This window comes from Williamsia sterculiae, from assembly GCF_900156495.1.
Lineage (GTDB): Bacteria > Actinomycetota > Actinomycetes > Mycobacteriales > Mycobacteriaceae > Williamsia_B > Williamsia_B sterculiae.
In genome coordinates, this window is the sequence record NZ_FTNT01000004.1 from 183,338 (window position 1) to 207,104 (window position 23,767).

A 23,767-nucleotide genomic window follows, 5' to 3' on the forward strand; every position below is an offset into this window, starting at 1 on the left:
TAGGCAGGGGCGACCATCGGCCACCACTGCGGTCTCATCCCGCGCCGAGCAGTGACCGTCCGGGAATGGCGTCCAGCAACCGTCGGGTGTAATCCTGCGTCGGATTGTCGAACACCGAGTCGGTGTCCGCGTACTCCACCACCGCGCCCTGCTCCATGACCACCACGTTGTCGGCGATCTGCTTGACCACGGCGAGATCGTGGGTGATGAACAGATACGTCAACCCCAGATCCGCCTGCAGTTCGTTGAGCAGACCGAGGATCTGCGCCTGCACCAGCACGTCGAGAGCCGACACCGCCTCATCGCAGACGATCAGCTCGGGTTCGAGCGCAAGGGCCCGGGCGATCGCCACGCGCTGCCGCTGACCACCGGAGAGCTCGTTGGGGAAACGCTTCATCACCGAACTCGGCAGCGACACCTTCTCCAGCAGATCCCGAACGCGAGCCTCCCGCTCCTTGGTCGAGCCGATGCCGTGAATCCGGAGCGGCTCCTCGATCACCCGGTAGATCGAGAACAGCGGGTCGATGGAGCCATACGGGTTCTGGAATATCGGTTGCACCCGCCTACGGAAGGCAAGTGCCCCCTTGCCCTTGAAGCTCCGCACGTCGGTGCCGTCGAACCGGACGTCCCCCTTGGTGGGTGGGAGCAGGCCGAGAACCATCTGCGCCACGGTGGACTTACCCGAACCCGACTCCCCCACGATCGCGGTGGTGGTGCCGCGCCGGATCGCGAAGGAGACGTCGTTCACGGCGAGCAGGGTTTTCGTCTTCCACGGCACGCTGCCGCGAATGGGGAACTCCTTGTGCAGGTGGTCGACCACCAACAGCTCCCGGCGTGCGTCGTCGGACGCTTCCGCGTCGGCGACCTCCGTCGCGTGTTCCACCACCTCGGCCCGCACGTCGGCCGCAGACAAGCGCTCCGAGGCGAGAGACGGCGCTGCGGACACCAGACGCCGGGTGTACTCGTGTTGCGGGTTTCGCAGGATATCCAGCGCCGGACCCGATTCCACGACCTTGCCGCGATACATGACAACCAGGTGCGACGCACGCTCGGCGGCGAGCCCGAGGTCGTGGGTGATCAGCAACACCGAGGTACCCAGTTCCGCGGTCAACGAATCCAGGTGATCGAGGATCTGCCGCTGCACGGTGACGTCGAGAGCCGAGGTCGGTTCGTCGGCCACCAACAGCTTGGGCCGACACGACAGCCCGATGGCGATCAGGGCTCGCTGTCGCATACCGCCGGAGAACTCGTGCGGGTACTGGTTCATCCGCGCCTCGGCGTCACGCATACCCGCCTCGGTGAGCAGTTCGGCGGCCCGCTTCTTCGCGGCCGCCCCTTTGGCCACGTTGTTGGCCTCGAGCGCCTCGCGCACCTGGAACCCGATCTTCCACAACGGGTTCAGGTTCGACATCGGGTCCTGCGGCACCAGACCGATCGCCGATCCGCGCAGCGCGTCTACCTGCTTCTTCGATGCTGTGGTCAGATCCGTGCCATCGAAGGAGATGGAGCCCGCGGTCACGCGTCCGGAGCCCGGCAGCAGGTTGAGCACCGCGTTGGCCGTGGTGGTCTTACCCGAGCCAGACTCGCCCACGATGGCCACGGTCTGACCCGGGTAGATGGTCAGGTTGACACCGGAGACCGCCTCGCTGTCACCGAAAGCCACCGACAGATCGGAGACCTCGAGCAAGGGCTTGTCATGGTTCGCGGTGCCGACGGGGTGCGAGGTCTCGCTCATCGGGTACGCGCCTTAGGGTCGAGGGCGTCGCGCAGCGCGTCACCCATCATCATGAAGCTGAGCACCGTCAGTGCCAGCGCCACAGCCGGATACAGCAGGATCGGGTTGCCCGACCGGAGCAGGTTCTGCCCGGCCGAGATGTCGATACCCCAGGAGACGCTGGTCGAGGGCAAACCGATGCCGAGATACGACAGGGTCGCCTCGGTGACGATGAACACGCCGAGGGAGATGGTGCTGGTCACGATCACCGGGCCCAGCGCGTTGGGGATCACGTGAGCGAACAGGGTTCGTACCCGACTGGCGCCCAACGCCTTGGACGCGGTGATGAACTCGTTGTTGCGCACCGAGATCGTCGCACCGCGAGCGATGCGCGCGATCTGTGGCCATCCGAAGACCGCCAGGATGGTGACCACCGTCCACACGCTACGGGTGGTGAACATCTGCATGATCACGATCGCCGCGAGGATCAACGGGAGTGCGAAGAAGATGTCGGTGATCCGCGAGATCAGGACATCGAGCCAGCCGCCGAAGAAACCGGCGAACACACCGAGCAACCCACCGACCACGAACACCAGCAAGGTGGTGCATACACCGACCACCACCGACGACCGGGCCCCGTGGATGGTGCGGGCGTAGATGTCGCAACCTTGCAGGTCCGTGCCGAACCAATGTGCGCCACTGGGTTTCAGCAGGCTCGCGCCACCGGAGCACAGCCGCGGATCCTGGTGCGCGAACAGGCCGGGAAACAGGCAGACCAGGATGACCAGCAAGATCATCAATGACGACACGATGAACAGCGGGCGGCGACGCAGGTTGTGCCACGCGCCCTTCCAGAAACCGGCGGCCGCATCGGGATCGTCGGTCACGGTGTCGACGGCCATCACCTCGGTCTCACCGGGGCCGGCGATGAAGCGTTCTTGACCGACCTTGGGGAGCCGGGCGGTGTAGGGGTCAGACATAACGAATCCTCGGATCGATGACGGCGTAGAGGAGGTCGACGACGAGATTGGCGATCAGGTAGATCAACACCAACACCGTCACGATCGAGACCACCGTGGGGGCCTCGCCGATCTGCACGCTGCGGAACACGGTGGAACCGACACCGTTGATGTTGAAGATGCCCTCGGTGACCACCGCACCGGCCATCAGGGCGCCGAGGTCGGCGCCGAGAAAGGTGACCACCGGGATGAGAGAGTTACGCAGAATGTGCACCATGACCACTCGTGGCCGACCGAGTCCCTTGGCCGTGGCGGTACGCACGTGGTCGGAGGTGGCGTTCTCCGCGATCGACGAACGGGTCAGTCGCAGCACGTAGGCGAAGGAGGTGGACGCCAACACCACCGCCGGCAGCAGTAGGTTCCCGATACCGTCCCGACCGCCGACGGTGACCGGCACCAGACCCCATTTCACACCGAGCAGGAACTGGGCGATGAAGCCGATCACGAAGATCGGCACGGCGATCACGATGAGGCTGACGACCAGGACCGTGCTGTCGAACAGACCGCCCTTGCGCAGACCGGCGATCACACCGAACACGATGCCGAAGACGGCCTCGATGATCAGGGCCATGACGGCCAACCGGATGGTGACCGGGAACGCCTGTTGCATCACGTCGAGCACCGGACGCCCGGAGAAGGATGTACCGAAGTCGAAGGTGAATATGCCCTTGAGGTAGTACCAGTACTGGGTGAAGAAGTTGTCGTTGAGGTGGTACTGCTCGCGGATCTGATCGCGGACCGCGGGAGTCAACGGTCGGCCGCCACCGAGGGCGGCGGTGGGATCGCCGGGCAGTTTGTACACCATGAAGTAGAGCAGCAGCGTGGCCCCGAAGAACACCGGGATCAACTGCAGGATGCGTCGGATCGTGTACCAGACCATGCAGAGGTCACTTTCTGTTCACACGCACAGTTCAACCCACCGAACCCCGGTCGTCGACAACGACGACCGGGGACCAGCGGGGAGATGCGATGTCTAGCTCTTGGTGATGTTCTCGTAGTCGGGCAGACCCGACCAGGTGATGGTCGCCTTGACCCCGGTGTTCACGCCGGCGTTGTTGACGTAGTCCCACATCGGGATGACCGGCAGATCCTTCATCAAGATCTGCTGCGCCTCGCCGACCTGCCTGTAGGAAGCGTCGGCGGACGACTCACCCTCGGCCTCACGGATCTTGGCGTCGAACGCCGGGTTGCTGTACCCCGCGTCGTTGGAACCACCACCGGTCACGAAGATCGGCTCGAGGAACTCCAGCATGGACGGGTAGTCACCCTGCCAACCCGCACGGAACGCGGTCTGGATCGACTTGTCGTTGATCTGCTGACGTAGCTGCTTGAAGGTGGGGACACCCTCACCCTCGGCGTCGATCTTCAGGGTGTTCTTGATGCTGTTGGCCGCCGCATCGATCCACTCCTTGTGGCCACCATCGTAGTTGGAGCTGATGATGAATTTGCCCGACCACGGGGAGATGGCGTTCGCCTGGTTCCAGAGCTGGACGGCCTTGGTGGGGTTGTATTCCAGGGCGTCCGAACCCGGCAGGCTGCCGTTGTACCCGGGCAACGACGACGCGGTGAAGTCCTTTGCCGGCTTACGCGAGCCCTGGAAGATGTTGTCGGTGATCTGCTTCCGGTCGACGGCCGCCGAGATCGCGGCGCGGCGCAGCTTGCCTTCTTCACCGCCGAAGTGCGCGAGCCGCTCCGGGATGGTGATCGTCTGGTTCTGCGCGGTCGCCTTGTCGATCGCCCGGTCGCCGAGGTCCTTCTTGTAGGTCCGCAGCGCACTGGTGGGGATGGTGTCGAGCACGTCGAGGTTGCCGGACTGCAGATCCGCGTATGCGGTGTCGAAGCTGGTGTAGAACACCACCTCGAGACCCTTGTTCTGAGCCTTGTTCTCGCCCTGGTAGTCCGGGTTCGGTTCGAGATCGGCCTTGACGTTGTGCTGCCAGCTCTTCAGCTTGTACGGACCGTTGCCCACCGGGTTCTCACCGAAGGCCTTGATGTCCTTGAACGCGACGTCGGGAAGGGGCTTGAACGGGGTGAAGCCCAGGCCGAGTTTGAAGTCGATGGCCGGCTGTTTCAGGGCGACGGTGAAGGTGTAGTCGTCGACGACCTTCAGACCCGACATGGTCTTGGCGGTGGGCTTGTCGGCGGCGACCTCGTCGAACCCCTGGATCGGGGAGAAGAAGCTCTGCTGCTTCTGCGCGTTGGGGGTGTATGCGCCGAAATTCCAAGCGTCGACGTAGTTCTTGGCCTTGACCTCGGTGCCGTCGGTGAACTTCCATCCCTTCTTGATGGTGATGGTGTAGTTCTTGTTGTCCGTGGTCTCGAGCTTGTCGACCATCGCCGGCTTCGGATTGCCGTCGGCGTCGTAATAGTAGAGCCCGGTGAACAGGCGGTCCACGATGCGGCCACCACCGTTTTCGTTGGTGGTGGTGGTGATCAGGCCCACCTCGGGCTCTGAACCGTTGACCTTGATGACACTGTCGTCCGAACCCGAGCCCCCACCGCAGGCCGCGAGCACGCCTACGCTGATCGTGAGCGCTCCGGCCATGGCCGCGACTCTCCTGAATCTCACCGCTGTCTTCCCTCTCACCTTGCATGCCCGACGGCGTGCGGGATTGCCGACGCCGTAGTTCGACGAACTCCGTGTGAATTCGATGATTGGCCTTAACACGCCGATAACATTTCGTGAATGCAGCTAACAGCGTGCTGGCCTTGGAGGACAATACCGACACACCAGCGCGCCGTCTCGCTGAGTGGAATATTTGCTTGACGTGAGTGTGACAGTCGTCCTCCGCCGTTGCCTCGCCGGTTGACCAAGGCCCCTGCAACGGGTGTGCAACGTGACTACCCTCACCATGGGATGTCCCCGTTTCCGCCCACCTGCCGACGGCCGTCGGCCCCGGGAAGCGCCGTCCACAGAGAGGTGACCGCACACCATGTCGAGCTCCACCGGGCAGTCAGTCCCGACGTCCCACGAGGCCGGACAGTCCTTCCCACCGTCGCGCGACTTCGCCGACCAGGCCAACGCCGGCGCGGAGCTCTACACCCGGGCCGATGCCGACCGACTGGAGTTCTGGGCCGAACAGGCTCGCGCACTGGACTGGGACACCGACTTCACCGACGTCCTCGACTGGTCGAATGCACCGTTCGCGAAGTGGTTCGTCGGCGGCAAACTCAACGTCGCGGTCAACTGCGTGGACCGGCACGTCGCGGCCGGCAACGGCGATCGGGTGGCGATCCACTGGGTCGGCGAGCCCGGAGACCACCGCGACATCACCTATTCCCAACTGCTCGGCGACGTGTCGAGGGCGGCGAACTACTTCGACTCGATCGGACTGCGCCCCGGTGACCGGGTGGCCATCTACATGCCCATGGTCCCCGAGGCGATCGTCACCATGCTCGCCTGCGCCCGCCTCGGTCTGACGCACTCGGTGGTGTTCGCCGGCTTCTCGTCCACCGCACTGCGGTCCCGCGTGGACGACGCCGAGGCCAAACTGGTGGTCACCACCGACGGACAGTACCGCCGCGGGAAGCCGGCGCCGTTGAAGGCGAACGTCGACGAGGCGCTGGGCACAGGTGACGACGCCGCGGTGTCGGTGCAGACGGTGTTGGTGGTCCGGCGGACGAACCACGATCCGGAGCTGAACTGGGTATCCGGTCGAGACGTCTGGTGGGATGACACGGTCGCCGAGGCCTCCGATCACCACGAACCCGACGCCTTCGACTCGGAGCAGCCGTTGTTCCTGCTCTACACGTCGGGGACCACGGGTAAACCGAAGGGCATCCTGCACACGTCCGGCGGCTATCTCACCCAGGTGCGTTACACCTTCCACAACGTCTTCGACCACAAGGAAGGTCGTGACGTCTTCTGGTGTGGCGCCGATATCGGATGGGTGACCGGGCACTCCTATCTCGTCTACGGGCCTCTCTCCAACGGTGCCACCGAGGTCGTCTACGAGGGGACCCCGAATAGCCCGAACGAACACCGGCACTTCGAGATCATCGAGCGCTACGGGGTGAGCATCTACTACATCGCGCCGACGCTGATCCGCACCTTCATGAAGTGGGGCCGCGAGATCCCCGACGCGCACGACCTGTCGTCGCTGCGACTGCTCGGCAGCGTGGGTGAACCGATCAACCCGGAGGCGTGGCGCTGGTATCGCGAGGTCATCGGCCACGACAGCTGCCCCATCGTCGACACCTGGTGGCAGACCGAGACCGGCGCCATCATGATCTCCCCACTGCCGGGGGTGACCGACGCCAAACCCGGCTCGGCCATGCGCCCGTTGCCGGGGATCAGCGCCACCATCGTCGACGACGACGCCGCGCCGGTCGCCGCGGGCGAACAGGGTTACCTGGTTCTCGACAAGCCGTGGCCGTCGATGCTGCGCGGGATCTGGGGCGACGACCAACGGTTCATCGACACGTACTGGTCGCGGTTCGCCGATCAGGGCTGGTACTTCGCCGGGGACGGCGCCCGCTACGACGACGACCACGCCTTGTGGGTACTCGGCCGCATCGACGACGTGATGAACGTGTCCGGTCACCGCATCTCCACCTCGGAGGTGGAATCGGCACTGGTCAACCACCACAGCGTGGCCGAGGCCGCGGTCATCGGGGCCGCCGACGCGACCACGGGTCAGGGGATCGTCGCCTTCGTCATCCTGCGCGGCGGGGTGGAGGACACCGGTGACACCCTGATAGCAGAACTCCGCGACCAGGTGGCCAAGGACATCTCCCCGATCGCCAAACCCCGCGAGGTGCTCGTGGTCCCGGAGCTCCCGAAGACCCGGTCGGGCAAGATCATGCGCCGCCTGCTCAAGGATGTGGCCGAGGGACGTGAACTGGGTGACACCTCCACACTGGTCGATCCGACGGTGTTCGAGGAGATCCGCCTGCGGGGCAACTGAGGTCGGGGGTGCCGTCGGAGTGGTGTCCGGCGCGGATGCCGCGCCGCTCACGAGTCGTCGCAACGCCCGCGAAAACTGCGGGAAATGCGACGCCCGCGAAAACTGCGGGAAATCCGATTTCCCGCAGACTTGACGATGCCCCGCTGATGTAGCGGCAGGAAGTCTCCGAAACTGCGGGAAATCGGACTTCCCGCAGTTTCGATCCGGGTGTCCGCACACCACCAGCTCGCACGGTAGGGTCGACGACCGGTGAGCCGGGAAGTCTGGTCGGCAGGGGTTGCGTCGTGTGCGGCGTGGCCGTCTCCTGACGCCGACCAGAAAGTGTGACCCGTGATCAGTGCGACCCTCCCGTCCGAGTTCACCCGGTATCTGCGTACCGAGACGTTCGGCGGCGTGGTGCTGGTGATGGCCGCGGCCGCGGCACTGATCTGGGTGAACTCACCCGCTGCCGAGAGCTACACGGCGCTGCGCGACGCCGAACTCGGCCCCGACCTGTTGCATCTGCGCTTGACCGTGGGCACCTGGGCGCAGGACGGGTTGCTCGCGGTGTTCTTCTTCGTCGCCGGCCTGGAACTCAAGCGCGAGTTGGTGATCGGCGAACTGTCGACGCGGGACAAGGCCGTCCTACCCGTGCTCGCGGCGGTGGGTGGTGTGATCACGCCGGCACTGATCTGCCTCGCCGTGGGGTGGGGGTCGCCGGGGTTCGAGAAGGCATGGTCGATCCCGATGGCCACCGACATCGCGTTCGCGCTCGGCGTCCTGGCGCTGGTCGGATCACGGATCCCGTCGTCGGCGCGGGTGTTCCTGCTGGCGTTGGCGGTGGTGGACGACCTCATCGCGATCGCGGTGATCGCGGTGGTGTTCAGCCACGGGATCCAGGTCGCCCCGCTGGCCGTGGCCACGGTCGGATGCGCCGCGTACACCTACGCCCAGCATCGGCGGATCACCACGGCTCTCTTCTATCTGCCCGTCGCGATCGTCGTGTGGATCGCGGTGCTGAACTCCGGCGTCCATGCGACCGTCGCCGGGGTGGCCCTCGGCCTGCTGACCCGCGTCCGTACCGACCCCGGTGAGGCCGTCGCCCCTGCGGGACGACTCGCCCACCGCATCCAGCCGGTCTCGGCCGCGATCTGTGTGCCGGTGTTCGCACTGTTCGCCGCCGGGGTGTCGGTGAACGCCGACGCCCTCTCGCGGCTCGGTGGTGACCGCATCGCCCTGGGGATCGCGCTGGGCCTGTTGGTCGGCAAACCGATCGGCATCTTCGGGACAAGTTTGTGCGCCATACGATTCGGCATCGCTGCCAAGCCGTCGGGGTTGCGCCACCGCGACCTGCTCGCGGTCTGCATCCTCGGCGGCATCGGGTTCACCGTCAGCCTGCTGCTGGCCGACCTGTCACTCGACCAGGCCGACGCCGCGACCGCCAAGGCGGCAGTCCTGCTCAGCTCCCTCGGCGCCTCATTGCTCGGCGCCGCGGCCCTCATCCGCCGCGGTCGCCGCATGCCCTGACGGTCCAGATCCACCTGGCGTGGTTCCACCTGCCCGTCCGCGGGTGAGCAGGTGCACCGACAACCCGGCCACCAGCGCCCAGAACGCCGAACCCACGCCCGCGATCGCCACCCCGGATGCGGCGATGACGAAGGCCACTGCGGCGCCGACGCGCAGATCGACGTCGGTCAGCGCCGCGGCTGCGGCAGAGGCGAATGCGCCCAACAGGGCGACACCGGCTACCGCTTGGACCACGCCGTCGGGGGCGACCAGGACCACCGCGACCAATCCCGCCGACACCATCGCCAGCACCACCTGGACGCATCCGGAGGTGAACGCGGCGACCCACCGCCGGTGTGGATCCGGGTCGGCGTCGGGTCCGGCGGCCAGTGCCGCACTGATGGCCGCGAGGTTGACCGTGTGCCCGCCTGCGAAAGCCGTTGCCACCGAAGCGACTCCGGTCAGCATCAACGATGCCCTCCACGGCACGCGATAACCGAATGTCGCCATCACCGCGACACCGGGGATGTTCTGCGAAGCCATGGTGACGATGTAGAGCGGGATGGCCACCCCCGTCAGCGCCTGGACCGTCAACGACGGCGCGGTCGGTGTCAGCTGCGGGATGATCGCCGACACCTCGACACCATGTCCCTGATACACCATCGACACCGCGATGACGATCAGCGCGACGCCGAACGCCGCGGGTACCGCCGCTCGCGGCGCGGGTCGCAACAGCGCCAACCAGGTGAGCAGTACTGGCGCGATGACGAGCGGGTGGTGGGCGAGCGCGGCGACCGGGGCCAGACACAGCGGCAGCAACACGCCCGCCAACATGGCCTGCGCGATCGGTCCGGGGATACGAGAGACGAGATCGGCGAGACCGGGCCAGAATCCGGTGACCACGATGAGCGCGCCGGTGACCGCGAACGCCCCGACCGCGGCCGGCCACCCACCGGAGACCGCCCCGGTGGACACCAGCAACGCAGCACCCGGTGTCGACCACGCCGCGGTGATGGGTATCCGGAATCGCCAGGACAGCACGATGCCGACCACGCCCATGGCAACACTGACCGCCAGCAGTCCGGATGCGGCCTGGTGCGCATCCGCTCCCACCGCCCGCAATCCCGCGAGCACCACCGCAAACGACGAGGTGAATCCGACCAGGGCGCACACCACGCCTGCCGAGATCGGCACCGCGATCGAGACCTGGCGTCCGTGCGACATCGCTCTCCTTTCGTCGACAGAACCGGCCGTCGGGTTCACTCACCGGCCGGTTCACTCACCGGCTCGCGAACACTGCGGGACATCGGATCTCCCGCTGAAGTGGTGTTCTCCTGCTGATGGATCACCAGGAAATGACCGACACTGCGGGAGATCCGATTTCCCGCAGTTTTCGGCGGCCGATAACAACCACTCGCAGCTACCCGGACCGTTCCGCCAACAGAACGTTCCGTTGACAGAACGCTAGCATCGGACGACGATCGACGCGACCGTCGAACCCGAGGAGGCCGGTGAGCGTCGAGGATGTGGGCCGACGTCTGCGCGATCTGCGGATCGAACGTGGGTTGAGCCTGTCCGAGCTCGCCCGCCGCGCCGGGATCGGCAAGGGATCGTTGTCCGAGATCGAGGGCGGCGGTCGCAACCCCACCGTCGAGACCCTGTACGCGCTGTGCGGTCCGCTGGAGGTGCCGATGACCTCGCTGATCGGTGAGTCACCGGGTGCGGTGTCGGTCGCGCAGGGCGGGATGCGCTCGATCCTGTTGTCGGTACGCACGCCCCCCACGCTCACCGTCGAGGTGTTCCGGTTGGAGTTCCCGACCGGTGCCGGCCACATCTCCCCCGGTCACCGCCCCGGCACCCGGGAACACCTGACTGTGGTGGCCGGCGTCCTGCGCGTCGGTCCCACCGGCCGGGAGCGGGAGGTCGGCGCGGGGGATTCGCACACCTGGAGCAGCGACGGGTCCCATCGATACACCGCGATCGATGGACCCGCCGAGGCCGTGCTGGTGATCACCACACCGCGGTGACACGGACGATCTGGTCGTCCGACCCGGTGTCGAGCGCGCGCCCCGGCCCGGGCATGGCACCATGAGACGCACTCGACCCACCCGACCCGCGCTGGAGGAATCATCGTGACGCTGGACGACCGCAGTACCGGAGGAGTTCGGCGAGACGTTGCAGCCATCCCGCTGTCGGATCCCAACCTGGGCCCCGGCGGCGAGCCCAGCATCGGCAGCCTGGTCAAGGATGCGACCGCCAACCTCTCGACGCTGTTCCGCTCGGAGCTCGAACTGGCCAAGGCCGAGGTCGTCGCCGAGGGCAAGAAGGCCGCCTTCGGGTCGGTCGCCGGGATCATCGCCGGTGTGATCGCCCTCTACGCGAGCCTGTTCTTCTTCGTCTTCCTCGGCGTCCTGCTCGACATCTGGCTACCCGCGTGGGCCGCCTTCGGCATCGTGTTCCTGATCCTGCTGTTCGTCGCGATCATCGCCGGGCTGGTCGGGTTCCGCTTCTTCAAGAAGATCACCGGGCCCAAGAAGACCATCGAGTCGGCCAAGGAATTGCCGCAGGTGCTGCCCGGTAAATCGGGGAAGCCCGACGTCGACGCGACCAAGCCGGCCACGATCACTCGATAGTTGTCGGTCCCGGACCCGTCGTCGGTTCGACTCGACGGCGGCTGGACCCACCACGACGTCCGCGCGAACGGCCTGCGCTTCCACGCCGTCGAGAGCGGGACGCCGTCTGCCGACCGACCCCTGATGCTGCTGCTGCACGGCTTCGGCGAGTTCTGGTGGAGTTGGCGCCATCAGCTCACCGCACTCACCGACGCCGGCTACCGGGCCGTCGCGGTGGACCTGCGTGGCTACGGCGACACCGACAAGCCGCCACGTGGTTACGACGGGTGGACCCTCGCAGGCGACGCGAACGCGCTGATCCGCTCGCTCGGCCATGGCGACGCGACGCTCGTCGGACACGCCGACGGCGGACTGGTGTGTTGGGCGACGGCCACCCTCCATCCCCGTCTCGTGCGACGCATCGCCGTCATCGCCTCACCCCATCCGCGTGCGCTGCGGTATCGGGTGGTGCGCGACGGCGGACAACGCCGCGCGTTCCTCGGCGGGTTCCTCGGCAACCAGCTACCGCGGCTCGCCGAACGCAAGCTCACCCGTCGCGACGGGGAGTTCGTGGCCGACATGATCAGCGCTCACTCGGGATCGGCGTGGCGGTCCTCCGACGAGTTCACCGAGGTCGTGGCCCGCAACCGTCAGGCCGTGCAGATCCCGAACGTCGCCCACTGCAGCCTGGAGTACCGGCGTTGGGCCTTCCGCTCCCAGTTCCGACCCGACGGGAGCCGGTTCATGGAGTTGATGAACCGGCGACTGCACATCCCGGTGCTCGCGCTGCGCGGCGCCGGTGACGACTACATCCGACCACCGGTGATGGCCGACAGTGCGCACTACGCGTCGCGGTACGACGCCCGGCTGATCCATGACAGCGGACACTTCGCCCACGAGGAGAACCCTGCGCAGGTCAACGCGCTGCTGACCGAGTTCGGAACCGTCCAGCCCTGAGGCCGGGCTCCGAGTCCCGATCCCGGAGACCACCGTGACCGATCGGTCAGGGGTGCACGCAGTTGCCGGTGTCCACGCCGGCGGTTCGACCGTCGGATTCGGTCAGATCCTCCGACACCTGCCGCGCCGACAACACGAAGCCGGTCTCGCTATTGACGTCCTCGGCCGCGCCGAACACCACCCCCAGCACCTCCCCGGACGTGGTGACCAGAGGGCCACCGGAGTTCCCCTGTCGAATGGACCCACGGACGGTGTAGACCGCGCGGTTGACCTGGGCCTCGTTGAAGATGTCGGGACCGCTCAGGTTGACCAGCTCGCGGATCCGCTGCGGGCTCGCGGTGTACGGTCCCGCTTCCGGATACCCAAGGGCGATGGCGTCGGTGCCGCGTTTCGCGGAGTCGGCGGCGAACGTCAACGCGGGCGCGCGCAGCCCGGGCACGGCGAGTACGGCGATGTCGTTACGGGAATCGAAGAGCACCACGGTGGCGACGAGCCGCCCGACGCCCGGGGCCTCGACCTGCAGGCTGCGCGTCCCCGCGACGACGTGGGCGTTGGTCATCACCCGCTCGGGCGCGATCACGAACCCGCTGCCCTCGAGCGCCTGCCCGCAGCTCGGCGCCTCACCCTCGATCTTCATCACGCTCGGCCGGATCCGCTCGACCACCGGCGACTGCGCCAAGGTGGGGTCGGGCGGTTGCACCGTGGCCACCGGGGTGCGGCCGAACGGCCCGATCACCGCGGGTAACCCCGAGTTGTCCAACAGCGAACTGAAGTCGCTGGGCAGCTGACGCAGCCACTGCGGGGCCACGTCGTCGACACCGCCGAGCACCTTGGACTCGCGGACCGCCGACGCGATGGTCGGCTCGGCGGAGTTGCTGACCGGGATCGCCAGCAGCCAGGCGGCGATCAACACCGCCACCGCCTGCAGCAACGAGCCGATCACCGAGTCGGCACGGCGGATGTGGCGCGACCGCAGACCGCTGCGCGCAGCCCGACCGAGGACCATTCCCGACAGTTCGCCGACGATCACCAGTACGACGAGCAGGCAGACCCCCACCAACAGCCGCCAGCGACGATCGTCGATGTGGGTGATCACGTGCGGTGCGAGCAGGATGCCCGCCACCGCGCCGAGTAGTACGCCGAGGAAGGCCATCGCCGACGCCACCGCACCCTGCCGGAATCCCGACGCCGCGGCGATCAACGCGACGACGACGACGCCGAGGTCGACCCATGCCGATCCGGTCATCGGCGGCCCTCTCCGGTGCGCAACGAGTCCATCGTCGCGCTGAGGTCGCGGATGTCGTCGAGATCCCACGGGAGGTCCCAACCGGCCGTCGCACTGATCGCGGCGAGTAATCCGCCGGTGAATCCCCACACCAGAAGACCGTCGACGAGGAATGCCGGACCGCGGTAGACCCGACCACCCATCACCGTGCGTTGGACCTGGAATCGGTTGACGGGATCGAGCAGTTCGGACAACCGCACCGACACCACCCGGGCGGTCTCGGCCTCGTCGACCACCCGTACCGGCGACGTCCGGGCCGCCCAGCCGATCACCGGAGCCACGTCGAATCCCGACGGCGGCACCGGGAAGTGGTCGAGAACCGCGATCGGGGTGACTCCGGCCGCCTCCAACCCGGTCTCCTCGGTGGCCTCCCGCAGTGCGGTACCGACCGGGAAGTCGTCGCCGGGGTCACGGGCTCCGCCGGGAAAAGCGACCTGACCGCTGTGGTTGCGCAGGGTCCCCGCACGTTCGGTGAGCAGCAGTTCCGCATCGTCCGGCAGGCCACCGGGACGGTCCGGGTCGGCGTCGAAGGATCCGGTGAACAGCACCAGCACCGCGGCTTGCCGTCGGTCACCGGTGGGCAGCAACGAGCGCAGACGACGCGTCCGGTCACCCCCGCGTTCGGCGACCGCCTTGTCGACGGCGTGCACATCGTCGGTGAGACCCCGTAACCATTCGGGGATCCGGTCGGCGGGCACCAACGGCCCGACCACGGTCACGACCGCACGTCCAGGTAGGTGGCGACCGCCTGACGCACGGCCGCGACGTCGGCGAAAACCGTCGGCAGCAGCTTCGCCAGGGTGCCGTCGGGACGGATCAGTGCGGTGACGGGCAGCGCGGGCGGCGCCTGTAACGCTGCCGCGACACGACCGTCGGTGTCGAGCACCGCGGGGAGATGCACACCGAGATCATGCAGCAGGTCCAGTGCCGCGACCGGGCTCTGCGCACCGTCACGAGCGTGCACGGTCAGCACCCGAACGGAGTCGCCGGCGCCGGCCTGGTAGTCGGCGAGCACCGGCAACTCCGTGCGGCAGGGCCCGCACCAGGCCGCCCACAGGTTCAGCACGGTCGGCCTGCCCGACAGTGCGGCCGCGAGGTTCACCGGTGCGTCGTCGGCGAGGCAGGGTGCGGTCACCCCCGACAACACCGACCCCGGTGCCGCCGACCCGCCCGCGGGGCAGGGCTGCAGATCCGCGGAGGCGCGCGCGGACGAGAGTCGCGCCGCATCGACCGTGGGTGGTGCGCTACTGCCGACCGACACCGCACTCGGCTCGGCAGAAGAATCGTCGGACAGCTCGGGGATGATCGCCACGATCAGCGCGACCACCACGATCAGCAGCACCAACCCCCACCGTGCGGACGCCGACCGTCGGAACAGGTCGACGACCCACCGGGCTCGGATGGTCAGACCGGTCACAATCCCGCCAACTCCAGCAGATGGTCTGTCTCCGGTCCCTTGACCAGCTTCGCCGCCGCCTCCTTGTCCATCGGACCGGTGCCCACGGACGGGCACAGGTCGGCCAGGATGCACACCCCACAGGCCGGTTTCTTGGCGTGACAGACGCGTCGGCCGTGGAAGATCACCCGGTGCGACAGGTCCGTCCAGTACTTGCGTTCGATGAGTTCACCGACGGCCTTCTCGATCTTCACCGGGTCGGTCTCCTCGGTCCACCGCCAGCGGTGCACCAATCGGGTGAAGTGGGTGTCGACGGTGATGCCGGGGATACCGAAGGCGTTGCCGAGCACCACGTTCGCGGTCTTACGGCCGAACCCCGGCAACGTCACCAGATCCTGCAGGCGGCCGGGCACCTCACCGTCGAACCGCTCGACGAGCTCACGGCCGAGGCCGATCAGCGAATTCGCCTTGTTCCGGTAGAAACCGGTGCTGCGGATCATCTCCTCGAGTTCGTCGCGGTTGGCACCGGCATAGGCCGCGGCGTCGCGATATCTCGCGAACAGCGCAGGCGTGACCATGTTGACCCGCACATCGGTGCATTGCGCCGACAGGATGGTCGCGACCGACAGTTCCAGCGGGGTGGTGAAGTCCAGTTCGCAGTAGACGTGCGGAAACGCGACCATCAGTTCCCGGTCCGTCTTCCGTGCGCGGCGTACCAGTCCGGTGCGGGTCTCGGTGCCTCGCTGTGCGGCGCTGCGTCGTCGCCCGGCAGGCGACGTGGTCCGATCGGCGTGTTGCTCACCGGCCACCCGTCGGCGGCCCCGGTCCGCACTGTTCGTCACGGAGATCCACACTACGCAGCGCCGACGCGGGGTACCGGGGAGCATGCACGCCGATGGTGCTGGTCTCGTTGCGCTTTCGAGACATAGCTTGTGTTTACTACTCCCCATGCAAGGACTCGCGGCGCTTCTCTTCCCTGCCGTCCTGATGCTGTTCGCACTGGCGATGGAGAAGCTGCAGGACCGGTTCGACCACGATGGGGTCGACAACGCCGACGTCGACCAGTTCCTCGCCGACACCGCACCCGAGCCGCAGGACCCGCTGTCCGACGCCGACGTCGTCGGCCCCGTTGACGAGCTGAAGGAACGACGGGTGGCGACCTCGGGACGGTCGGGCGAATCGACCAGAGCGAGCTGAGGCGACCCACCGAATACCCCCGCCACCGCCATCGCCCACGGTGACCAGGCGAGGCGGCGATGCCACATCTCCCGGCGCGCTGCGAGTGTTCGACTCCCACCAGCTCGGGCAATGGCCGTAGACTCACCCTGGCAGTGACAAAGACAACAGAGCAGGGCAACGGAGCAACGGCGACACAGCAAGGGCAACGGAACGGGACCCTGCGCTGCCATCGACACCCCGGACGCTCGGTGCTGGACGATCAACCCTTGAAAGGGGCGTAGGTGGAGGAAGTACTGGCGCGGGCGGGCATCTTCCAGGGAGTGGAGCCGAGTGCCGTCGCGGCGCTCACCAAAGAGCTCCAACCGGTGGACTTCCCGCGTGGTCACGTCATCTTCAACGAGGGCGAACCCGGCGATCGCCTGTTCATCATCCTGTCCGGCAAGGTGAAGGTGGGACGCCGCTCGGCCGACGGGCGTGAGAACCTGCTGACCATCATGGGACCGTCCGACATGTTCGGCGAACTGTCCATCTTCGATCCCGGCCCGCGGACTTCGTCGGCGACGACGGTCACCGAGGTGCGTGCGGTGTCGATGGACCGCGACGCGCTGAAGAAGTGGATCTCGGACCGGCCCGAGATCGCCGAGCAGTTGCTGCGGGTGTTGGCCCGACGTCTGCGTCGCACCAACAACAACCTCGCGGACCTCATCTTCACCGACGTACCCGGCCGCGTGGCCAAGCAGCTGCTGCAGCTCGCGCAGCGATTCGGCACCCAGGAGGCCGGCGCGCTGCGTGTCACCCACGACCTGACCCAGGAAGAGATCGCGCAGCTCGTCGGCGCCTCCCGCGAGACCGTGAACAAGGCGCTGGCCGACTTCGCGCAGCGCGGGTGGCTGCGACTCGAGGGCAAGAGCGTCCTCATCGCCGACTCTGAGCGACTCGCCCGCCGCGCCCGTTGACCGCGCACCCCCTGCGGGTGGCGACCGTCGGGGCGGGACCGTGGGCGCGCGAGACCCACATCGCCGCGCTCCGCGCCCATCCCAGGGTGGAGTTCGCCGGTGTGTGGACACGCAGGCCGGAGGCCACCGCGGACCTCGACATCCCCCGTTTCGACAGCGTCGAGGCAATGCTCGACGCGTGCGACGCGGTCACCTTCGCGGTGCCTCCACAGGCGCAGGCCGGGCTCGCGGTGCGGGCTGCGGGCGCCGGTAAACACCTGATCCTGGACAAGCCGATCGCCGGCGACGTCGCCGAGGCCGAGGACCTGGTCGCCGCGATCACCGAGGCAGGCGTGCGCTCGGTGGTCACCTTCACGCGACGGTTCGCCCCGGAGACACGTCGGTTCCTCGACGCGGTGGACGCAGGCACGTTCAGCGGCGGACTCGGGTGCTGGTTGTCGGGAGCACTGCTCGGCGGCCGGTACTCGGGGTCACGATGGCGGGCCGACGGCGGTGCGCTGCTCGACGTCGGCCCCCACGTGGTGGATCTGATGGACCGTGCCCTGGGGCCGGTGGTCGACGTGGTGACCGCCGACGTGGACCGCGACACCGATACCTGGTCGGCGACGCTGGCTCACGAATCGGGTGCCCGGACCGCGGTGCAGTTGTCGCTGCGGGTGCCCGCACGGCCCACCGTCAGTCAGTTCCGGGTGCACGGCCCCGGCGGGGTCGTCGAGCTGACCGACCGCAGCACGTCGTCGCCGGACTGTTTCGCGGTGTTGATCGATGAGTTCGTCGATGCCGTCGAGACCGGCACCGACCATCCCTGCGACGCCGACCGCGGCCTGCACATCCAGCGCATACTCGCCGACGTCGCGACCGCGGCCGGTGTCTGAGGGCCTCAGGGAGTGAGGATGAACTTGCCGCGCGGATGCGTCTGTTTCAGTTCGCGGTGGGCGTCGGCGGCATCGGCGAGGCTGAACTCCTTGGCCGTGGTCACGGTCAACTCGCCGTTCGCCAGCTGATCCAGCAACTGCTTCCGGGCGACGTCGCGGTTGTGCTTGCTGCTGTCACCACTGCCGTCGAGGATGACGATCCCATCCGAGGCGCGCCCGAAAGCCGCGATGCTGGCGATCCGCGTGCGGTCGCCGACGAGCTCCAAGGACGTGTCGATCGCCTCGTCCGTGCCGACGGTGTCCAGTGCGACGGTGTACCCGCCAGGGATCGCATCGCGCAGGCGTTCCAGCAGACCGTCGCCGTAGCTGACCGGGATGGCGCCGAGGCCACGCAGCACCTCGTGGTTCTCCGGCCGCGCGGTGGCGACAACCGTGGCCCCCGCGACCACGGCCAACTGCGTCGCGATGGTGCCCACCGCTCCGGCGCCGCCGTGGATCACCACGGTGTCATCGGCGCCGACGCCCGTGGTCTGCAGCAGGTCATACGCGGTGACGCCCACCAACAACAACCCGGCCGCATCCTCGAAGGACACGCCGTCGGGTTTGCCGAGCACCGACGAGGCGGGTACGACCACCGTGTCGGCGTAGGTGCCGGTGTACGGGTAGACCACCACCGCGTCACCGCGCGCGATCGGTCCGGTGGGTCCGGCGACCCCGTCGGCGACGTCCGTCACGACGCCGGCGCCCTCCTCACCGAGATGGATGGGCAGGGCGCTGGGGTCGTCACCGAATGCACCGCTGTACTTCTTGTAGTCGATGGGGTTGACGCCGATGGCGCGCAGCGTCACCACCACCTCGTCGGGCCCCGGTCGGCCTCCCGGTTCCTCGATCAGCTCGAGGTTCTCCGGTCCGCCGTATCCGTTTGCCACCACTGATTGAGTCATGGTCCGTTCAACAGGAGACCCCGGCGCATATTCCGTCGATTAGCCTCGGATCCGTGACCGCAGAAAAAGCGCCAGCACAGGGACCCGGCACCGAGGGATCCGGCACCACCCCGCCGGTCCACCCCGCCTATGAGGTGCTGCGTCCGGTGACGTCGTTCGCCGGTGTCGTGCTCTGCCACAACCCGGGCACGATGGAACTCGACGGCACCAACACCTGGATCCTGCGCGCCCCCGGCAGTGAGTCGTGTGTGGTCGTCGACCCCGGGCCCAAGGGACACAAGAAGCACATCGCCGCGGTGGCGGCGGCGGGTCCGGTGGAGACCGTGGTGATCACCCACCGCCATCGCGATCACACCGGCGGCATCGACCGCCTCGCCGCGAGAACCGGTGCGCCGGTGCGGGCCTGGTCGCGAAAGTACTGCCGAGACGCCGAGCCGCTACGCGACCGTGAGGTGATCGAGGCGGCAGGACTGCGGATCACCGTGTTCCACACGCCGGGTCACACCGCCGACTCGATCAGCCTGCTCGTCGAGCACGGTGACGCCGAGAACCACGGGAGCGAGCGGGCGATGCTGACCGGCGACACCATCCTCGGTCGCGGCACCACCGTGCTCGACCCGGGCGACGGCGGACTGCGCGACTACCTGCACTCGCTGAACCGGCTCATCGTGGAGGGCGACGACTGCGTTCTGCTGCCCGGCCACGGTCCCGACCACCCGGAGCTCATCCCGGTGGCACGGTTCTACAAGGCGCACCGCGAGGACCGCATCGATCAGATCCGCGACGCGCTGGAACACCTGGGAGTCGGGCCCGCCAAGGCCAAACCGATGAGGGTGGTCCGCACGGTCTACGCCGACGTCGACAAGAAGCTGTGGCCCGCCGCGCGGATGTCGGTGCGCGCGCAGCTCGACTACCTGGCCGGGAACTGACCCGGCAGCGACGGACCGCGGTCAGCGTGGTGCCAGGTCAGCCGACCTCGGCGACCAGCTCGACCTCGACCGGTGCCCCCAAGGGCAACTCGGCCACGCCGACCGCCGACCGCGCGTGCACCCCCGCGTCGCCGAAGACCTCGCCGAGGAATTCCGAGGCCCCGTTGACCACGCCCGGCTGACCGGTGAAACCGGGCGCGGACGCGACGAAACCGACCACCTTGACGATCCGCACCACCGAGTCGACACCCACCAACCCGTTGATCGCGGCGAGCGCGTTGATCGCGCACTGACGGGCGGCGGCCTTGGCCTCCGCGGGCTCCACCACGCCCTCGGCACCGTCGGACACCTTGCCGTGCAGCGTCAGCTCACCGTCGACGATCGGCAGCTGCCCAGAGGTGTAGACCAGATTGCCGTTGCGCACCGCGGGGACATACGCGGCGACGGGCGCGGCGGGCGGTGGCAAGGTGATGCCGAGCTCGCCCAGGCGCTCCGTCCAGGTCATCCCGCTCAACCCTTCGGGCGCTTGAGGTAGGCGACGTGCTGTTCGCCGGTCGGTCCGGGCAGCACGGTCACCAACTCCCAGCCGTCGGCGCCGTAGTTGTCGAGGATCGCCTTGGTGTTGTGGATCAGCAACGGGATGTTCAGGTACTCCCAGACCGTGGTCTCGCTCATGCCGCTCACCCTATCGTCGCGAGTGTCGCGATGGACCGTCACGCACCCACGAGGTCGTTAAGGTTGCACGGTGAGCATCGATCCAGCTCCCGAGGCCACCGCGACCTCGGGTACCGAAGAGGTGCGCGGCGACACCGAGGTCGGCGGCTGGTCCGCGGCATCGGCACGCGCACGACTGCATTTCGTGTCGGGCAAGGGCGGTACCGGCAAGACCACCATCGCCGCAGCCCTGGCGCTGGCATTGGCCGCGGACGGCAAGAAGGTCCTGCTGGTGGAATGCGAGGGCAGACAGGGCATAGCGCAGCTCTTCGACACCCCGCCGCTACCGCCGACGGAGACCAAGATCGCCACCGCCGAGGGTGGCGGTGAGGTGTCGGCGCTGGCCGTCGACATCGAGCACGCGCTGCTGGAATACCTGGACATGTTCTACAACCTGGGTTTCGCAGGCCGTGCGATGCGCCGCATCGGCGCGATCGAGTTCGTCACCACGGTCGCACCGGGTCTGCGTGACGTATTGCTCACCGGGAAGATCAAGGAGTGTGTGATCCGCGTCGACAAGAACGGTGAGCGCGTGTACGACGCGGTCGTCGTCGACGCCCCGCCCACCGGTCGCATCGGGAACTTCCTCGACGTGACCCAGGCGATGGCCGACCTCACCAAGACCGGACCGATACGCAGCCAGAGCGAAGGGGTGGTCCGGCTGCTGCACTCGGCGGACACCGTGGTGCATCTGACCACGCTGCTGGAGGCCATGCCCATCCAGGAGACCATCGAAGCCGTCGCCGAGCTGCAGGCCAAGAACATCACCCTGGGAAGCCTCGTCATCAACCGCGTGGAACCCACACATCTGCCGCCCGACCGGGTGGATCAGGTGGCCGAAGGAATCATCGACGCCGGTGAGGTGGCCGACGGTCTGGCCGCCGCAGGCCTGCGACTCGAGCCCGCCGAACTGGGCGGACTGCTCACCGAGACCATCGAACACGCCAACCGGGTGCAGGCACAGCAGGTGGCGCGCGCCGACCTCGACGACGCCCAACCCACCGCCCTCGAGGTGCCGTCGTTCGACGACGGGATCGACCTGGCCGACGTGTACGCGATCTCTGCGCTGCTGCGGAAGGCGGGCGTGTGATGCCGGAACTGAAGATGGGCGAGGTGCTCGCCGACCGCGAGACCAGGGTGGTCATCTGTTGCGGCGCCGGCGGTGTCGGCAAGACCACCACCGCGGCCGCGATGGCCGTGCACGCCGCCGAGCTGGGCCGCACCGTGGTGGTGCTGACCATCGACCCGGCCCGGAGGTTGGCGCAGTCGTTGGGGATGAGCGAGCTGACCAACAGCCCGCAGCCGGTCGCGTTGCCGGGTGTTGAGGGTTCGCTGGACGCGATGATGCTGGACATGCGTCGCACTTTCGACGAGATGATCACCCAGTACTCGACCCCCGAACGGGCCGAGGCGATCATGAACAACTCCTTCTATCAGACGGTGGCGACGTCGTTCTCCGGGACGCAGGAGTACATGGCGATGGAGAAGCTGGGACAACTGATCCGACAGGAGAAGTGGGACCTGATCATCGTCGACACCCCACCGTCGCGGAACGCACTGGACTTCTTGGACGCGCCGAGTCGTCTCGGGTCGTTCATGAGCGGTCGACTGATCACCATGCTGCTCGGCGGCGGGCGCGGGATCGGCAAGGTGGTCACGGGCGTGGTCGGCCTGGCCATGCGTGGGGTGTCCACCATCATCGGTGGGGAGACCCTGCGCGACGTGTCGGTGTTCGTACGGTCACTGGACTCGACCTTCGGGTCGTTCCAGAAACGTGCCGACGAGACCTACGCGATGCTCAAACAGCCCGGTACCCGGTTCGCGGTGGTCGCCGCAGCCGAACCGGATGCGCTGCGCGAGGCCGCGTTCTTCGTCGACCGGTTGTCGGAGGAGAAGATGCCGCTGGCCGGCCTCATCCTCAACCGGACCCACCCGAACCTGACCTCGTTGTCCGGCGACGAAGCGCGGGCGGCGCTGGGCAAGGTCACCGACGAACTGGCCCGCGGGGTCCTGACCATCCACGCGGAGCGGGCGACCACCGCACGCCGCGAGCTGCGGCAACTGCAGCGGTTCACCGGGGCGCACCCGACGGTGCCCGTGGTTGGTGTGCCGTCGCTGCCCTTCGAGGTCGCGGACCTCCGCGCGCTGCGGGCGGTCGCCGAACAGCTCACCGGTGGCGGGGCCGACCGGTCGTCGGCAGGACCCGACAACCCGGCCTGACCATCCGGCCGGCTCCAGCAACGAGATACGACCGGGTTCTGAGGAACCCGGTCGCATCTACTGGTGGTGGTCAGACGGCGTGCCTGCGGCGCTGGACCTCGAAGAAGGCACTCCACGAGGTCACCTCGGGGTGCTGGCGGAGCAGCGCGCGGCGCTGGCGTTCGGTCATGCCGCCCCAGACCCCGAACTCGACGCGGTTGTCGAGGGCATCGGCACCGCACTCCAGCTGTACCGGGCAGTGCCTGCAGATGGTCGCGGCCTTGCGCTGTGCCGCGCCGCGGACGAACAACTCGTCGGGATCACCTCCGCGACATCTGGCCCGGGAGACCCATTGGAGTCGAGCGTCATCCGTTGCCGTCCCGGTCACCGCCGCCTTGGCCATGTGGGTCCCCTTATCTGCGCTTGTACACGTGGTCCGCGCCTACACCCTGTTCTGGATGCCCAGAACACATTCGTCCGCAACTGTTATGTGAGTCACATTCGGAGTTCTAAATCTAGATTTGGCGTGCTTCGCGAGTCAAGTCCCGAGAGCAAAAAATCGGTACCAACGTCCAAACGCCGCGCCGTCCCATGTC

Annotated in this window: 24 protein-coding genes; 11 read left to right on the forward strand and 13 right to left on the reverse strand. The window is 67.5% G+C overall.

The genetic code is table 11. The features are described from left to right. Positions 1-34: 34 nt before the first annotated feature. The 4 genes from BW971_RS08790 to BW971_RS08805 all read right to left on the reverse strand — a co-directional run bounded on the left by BW971_RS08790 (position 35) and on the right by BW971_RS08805 (position 5,278). Positions 35-1,735 (reverse strand): dipeptide ABC transporter ATP-binding protein, encoded by a 1,701-nt coding sequence (locus tag BW971_RS08790; RefSeq protein ID WP_076478623.1) that lies wholly within the window; start codon positions 1,733-1,735, stop codon positions 35-37. Next, positions 1,732-2,694, reverse strand: a complete 963-nt coding sequence (locus BW971_RS08795) for an ABC transporter permease (RefSeq protein ID WP_083709535.1) — start codon at positions 2,692-2,694, stop codon at positions 1,732-1,734. The genes BW971_RS08790 and BW971_RS08795 overlap by 4 nt, the downstream gene beginning before the upstream one ends. Then, on the reverse strand, positions 2,687-3,613 hold the full coding sequence (locus tag BW971_RS08800; RefSeq protein ID WP_076478627.1) for an ABC transporter permease: 927 nt from the start codon (positions 3,611-3,613) through the stop codon (positions 2,687-2,689). The genes BW971_RS08795 and BW971_RS08800 overlap by 8 nt, the downstream gene beginning before the upstream one ends. Positions 3,614-3,706: 93 nt before the next feature. Next, positions 3,707-5,278, reverse strand: a complete 1,572-nt coding sequence (locus BW971_RS08805; protein WP_200799390.1) for a peptide ABC transporter substrate-binding protein — start codon at positions 5,276-5,278, stop codon at positions 3,707-3,709. Positions 5,279-5,666: 388 nt separating this feature from the next. On the opposite strand from BW971_RS08805, the gene acs reads away from it, so the two are divergent. Together acs and nhaA are read left to right on the forward strand one after the other, a co-directional pair. After that, the gene (acs, locus tag BW971_RS08810; protein ID WP_076478630.1) at positions 5,667-7,640 is read left to right on the forward strand and encodes an acetate--CoA ligase; all 1,974 of its coding nucleotides are present in this window, start codon (positions 5,667-5,669) and stop codon (positions 7,638-7,640) included. Positions 7,641-7,973: 333 nt separating this feature from the next. After that, positions 7,974-9,146, forward strand: coding sequence for a Na+/H+ antiporter NhaA (gene nhaA / locus BW971_RS08815; RefSeq protein ID WP_200799394.1), 1,173 nt, complete (start codon positions 7,974-7,976; stop codon positions 9,144-9,146). On the opposite strand, the gene BW971_RS08820 is transcribed toward nhaA, so the two are convergent. Then, the gene (locus tag BW971_RS08820) at positions 9,096-10,349 is read right to left on the reverse strand and encodes a benzoate/H(+) symporter BenE family transporter (RefSeq protein WP_083709539.1); all 1,254 of its coding nucleotides are present in this window, start codon (positions 10,347-10,349) and stop codon (positions 9,096-9,098) included. The two genes, nhaA and BW971_RS08820, sit on opposite strands and share 51 nt — an antisense overlap. Positions 10,350-10,636: 287 nt before the next feature. Between BW971_RS08820 and BW971_RS08825 the strand changes: the two genes are divergently transcribed. The 3 genes from BW971_RS08825 (at position 10,637) to BW971_RS08835 (ending at position 12,694) form a co-directional block, all read left to right on the forward strand. Next, complete coding sequence (locus BW971_RS08825; RefSeq protein ID WP_076478633.1) at positions 10,637-11,152, forward strand: helix-turn-helix domain-containing protein; 516 nt, start codon at positions 10,637-10,639, stop codon at positions 11,150-11,152. 105 nt (positions 11,153-11,257) lie between these two features. Next, positions 11,258-11,758, forward strand: coding sequence for a phage holin family protein (locus BW971_RS08830; protein ID WP_076478635.1), 501 nt, complete (start codon positions 11,258-11,260; stop codon positions 11,756-11,758). Then, positions 11,759-12,694: an alpha/beta fold hydrolase gene (locus BW971_RS08835; protein ID WP_076478637.1), complete on the forward strand. Its 936-nt coding sequence runs from the start codon at positions 11,759-11,761 to the stop codon at positions 12,692-12,694. Positions 12,695-12,740: 46 nt separating this feature from the next. Here the strand turns inward: BW971_RS08835 and BW971_RS08840 are convergent, their stop codons facing one another. The 4 genes from BW971_RS08840 to nth are packed head-to-tail and all read right to left on the reverse strand — an operon-like array spanning position 12,741 to position 16,184. Next, the gene (locus BW971_RS08840; protein ID WP_076478638.1) at positions 12,741-13,940 is read right to left on the reverse strand and encodes a MarP family serine protease; all 1,200 of its coding nucleotides are present in this window, start codon (positions 13,938-13,940) and stop codon (positions 12,741-12,743) included. Next, positions 13,937-14,698 carry an NUDIX hydrolase gene (locus BW971_RS08845; RefSeq protein ID WP_076478640.1) on the reverse strand — a complete coding sequence of 254 codons (762 nt, stop codon included), beginning with the start codon at positions 14,696-14,698 and terminating at the stop codon, positions 13,937-13,939. Before BW971_RS08845 ends, BW971_RS08840 begins: the two co-directional genes overlap by 4 nt. After that, positions 14,695-15,396 (reverse strand): TlpA disulfide reductase family protein, encoded by a 702-nt coding sequence (locus tag BW971_RS08850; protein WP_234974312.1) that lies wholly within the window; start codon positions 15,394-15,396, stop codon positions 14,695-14,697. Before BW971_RS08850 ends, BW971_RS08845 begins: the two co-directional genes overlap by 4 nt. Further along, positions 15,393-16,184: an endonuclease III gene (gene nth, locus BW971_RS08855; RefSeq protein ID WP_076478893.1), complete on the reverse strand. Its 792-nt coding sequence runs from the start codon at positions 16,182-16,184 to the stop codon at positions 15,393-15,395. The genes BW971_RS08850 and nth overlap by 4 nt, the downstream gene beginning before the upstream one ends. Positions 16,185-16,323: 139 nt before the next feature. Between nth and BW971_RS08860 the strand changes: the two genes are divergently transcribed. The 3 genes from BW971_RS08860 to BW971_RS08870 all read left to right on the forward strand — a co-directional run bounded on the left by BW971_RS08860 (position 16,324) and on the right by BW971_RS08870 (position 18,385). Continuing rightward, positions 16,324-16,572, forward strand: coding sequence for a hypothetical protein (locus BW971_RS08860; RefSeq protein WP_076478641.1), 249 nt, complete (start codon positions 16,324-16,326; stop codon positions 16,570-16,572). 263 nt (positions 16,573-16,835) lie between these two features. Beyond that, positions 16,836-17,510 carry a Crp/Fnr family transcriptional regulator gene (locus tag BW971_RS08865; protein WP_076478643.1) on the forward strand — a complete coding sequence of 225 codons (675 nt, stop codon included), beginning with the start codon at positions 16,836-16,838 and terminating at the stop codon, positions 17,508-17,510. A gap of 17 nt (positions 17,511-17,527) precedes the next feature. Beyond that, complete coding sequence (locus BW971_RS08870) at positions 17,528-18,385, forward strand: Gfo/Idh/MocA family protein (RefSeq protein ID WP_234974313.1); 858 nt, start codon at positions 17,528-17,530, stop codon at positions 18,383-18,385. Between the two features lie 5 nt (positions 18,386-18,390). On the opposite strand, the gene BW971_RS08875 is transcribed toward BW971_RS08870, so the two are convergent. Then, complete coding sequence (locus BW971_RS08875) at positions 18,391-19,329, reverse strand: NADP-dependent oxidoreductase (RefSeq protein ID WP_076478645.1); 939 nt, start codon at positions 19,327-19,329, stop codon at positions 18,391-18,393. A gap of 53 nt (positions 19,330-19,382) precedes the next feature. On the opposite strand from BW971_RS08875, the gene BW971_RS08880 reads away from it, so the two are divergent. Further along, complete coding sequence (locus tag BW971_RS08880) at positions 19,383-20,258, forward strand: MBL fold metallo-hydrolase (protein WP_076478647.1); 876 nt, start codon at positions 19,383-19,385, stop codon at positions 20,256-20,258. A 37-nt stretch (positions 20,259-20,295) separates the two neighbouring features. Here the strand turns inward: BW971_RS08880 and BW971_RS08885 are convergent, their stop codons facing one another. Beyond that, positions 20,296-20,763 carry a RidA family protein gene (locus tag BW971_RS08885; RefSeq protein WP_076478649.1) on the reverse strand — a complete coding sequence of 156 codons (468 nt, stop codon included), beginning with the start codon at positions 20,761-20,763 and terminating at the stop codon, positions 20,296-20,298. A gap of 5 nt (positions 20,764-20,768) precedes the next feature. Continuing rightward, on the reverse strand, positions 20,769-20,933 hold the full coding sequence (locus BW971_RS21650) for a Sp36 family protein (RefSeq protein ID WP_200799391.1): 165 nt from the start codon (positions 20,931-20,933) through the stop codon (positions 20,769-20,771). Between the two features lie 70 nt (positions 20,934-21,003). On the opposite strand from BW971_RS21650, the gene BW971_RS08890 reads away from it, so the two are divergent. Together BW971_RS08890 and BW971_RS08895 are read left to right on the forward strand one after the other, a co-directional pair. Beyond that, complete coding sequence (locus tag BW971_RS08890) at positions 21,004-22,062, forward strand: ATPase BagA (protein ID WP_083709546.1); 1,059 nt, start codon at positions 21,004-21,006, stop codon at positions 22,060-22,062. Beyond that, positions 22,062-23,192, forward strand: coding sequence for an ArsA family ATPase (locus BW971_RS08895; protein ID WP_076478651.1), 1,131 nt, complete (start codon positions 22,062-22,064; stop codon positions 23,190-23,192). Before BW971_RS08890 ends, BW971_RS08895 begins: the two co-directional genes overlap by 1 nt. 70 nt (positions 23,193-23,262) lie before the next feature. On the opposite strand, the gene BW971_RS08900 is transcribed toward BW971_RS08895, so the two are convergent. Then, complete coding sequence (locus tag BW971_RS08900) at positions 23,263-23,574, reverse strand: WhiB family transcriptional regulator (protein ID WP_076478653.1); 312 nt, start codon at positions 23,572-23,574, stop codon at positions 23,263-23,265. Positions 23,575-23,767 lie beyond the last annotated feature (193 nt).

Coding starts and splice junctions, on each gene's coding strand:
- BW971_RS08900 (WP_076478653.1), bottom strand. CDS start 23,574: ATGGCCAAGGCGGCGGTGACCGGGACGGCAACGGATGACGCTCGACTC.
- BW971_RS08805 (WP_200799390.1), bottom strand. CDS start 5,278: ATGGCCGGAGCGCTCACGATCAGCGTAGGCGTGCTCGCGGCCTGCGGT.
- BW971_RS08895 (WP_076478651.1), top strand. CDS start 22,062: ATGCCGGAACTGAAGATGGGCGAGGTGCTCGCCGACCGCGAGACCAGG.
- BW971_RS08875 (WP_076478645.1), bottom strand. CDS start 19,329: ATGACTCAATCAGTGGTGGCAAACGGATACGGCGGACCGGAGAACCTC.
- BW971_RS08790 (WP_076478623.1), bottom strand. CDS start 1,735: ATGAGCGAGACCTCGCACCCCGTCGGCACCGCGAACCATGACAAGCCC.
- BW971_RS08885 (WP_076478649.1), bottom strand. CDS start 20,763: ATGACCTGGACGGAGCGCCTGGGCGAGCTCGGCATCACCTTGCCACCG.
- BW971_RS08800 (WP_076478627.1), bottom strand. CDS start 3,613: ATGGTCTGGTACACGATCCGACGCATCCTGCAGTTGATCCCGGTGTTC.
- BW971_RS08795 (WP_083709535.1), bottom strand. CDS start 2,694: ATGTCTGACCCCTACACCGCCCGGCTCCCCAAGGTCGGTCAAGAACGC.
- BW971_RS08860 (WP_076478641.1), top strand. CDS start 16,324: ATGCAAGGACTCGCGGCGCTTCTCTTCCCTGCCGTCCTGATGCTGTTC.
- BW971_RS21650 (WP_200799391.1), bottom strand. CDS start 20,933: ATGAGCGAGACCACGGTCTGGGAGTACCTGAACATCCCGTTGCTGATC.
- BW971_RS08820 (WP_083709539.1), bottom strand. CDS start 10,349: ATGTCGCACGGACGCCAGGTCTCGATCGCGGTGCCGATCTCGGCAGGC.
- acs (WP_076478630.1), top strand. CDS start 5,667: ATGTCGAGCTCCACCGGGCAGTCAGTCCCGACGTCCCACGAGGCCGGA.
- BW971_RS08840 (WP_076478638.1), bottom strand. CDS start 13,940: ATGACCGGATCGGCATGGGTCGACCTCGGCGTCGTCGTCGTCGCGTTG.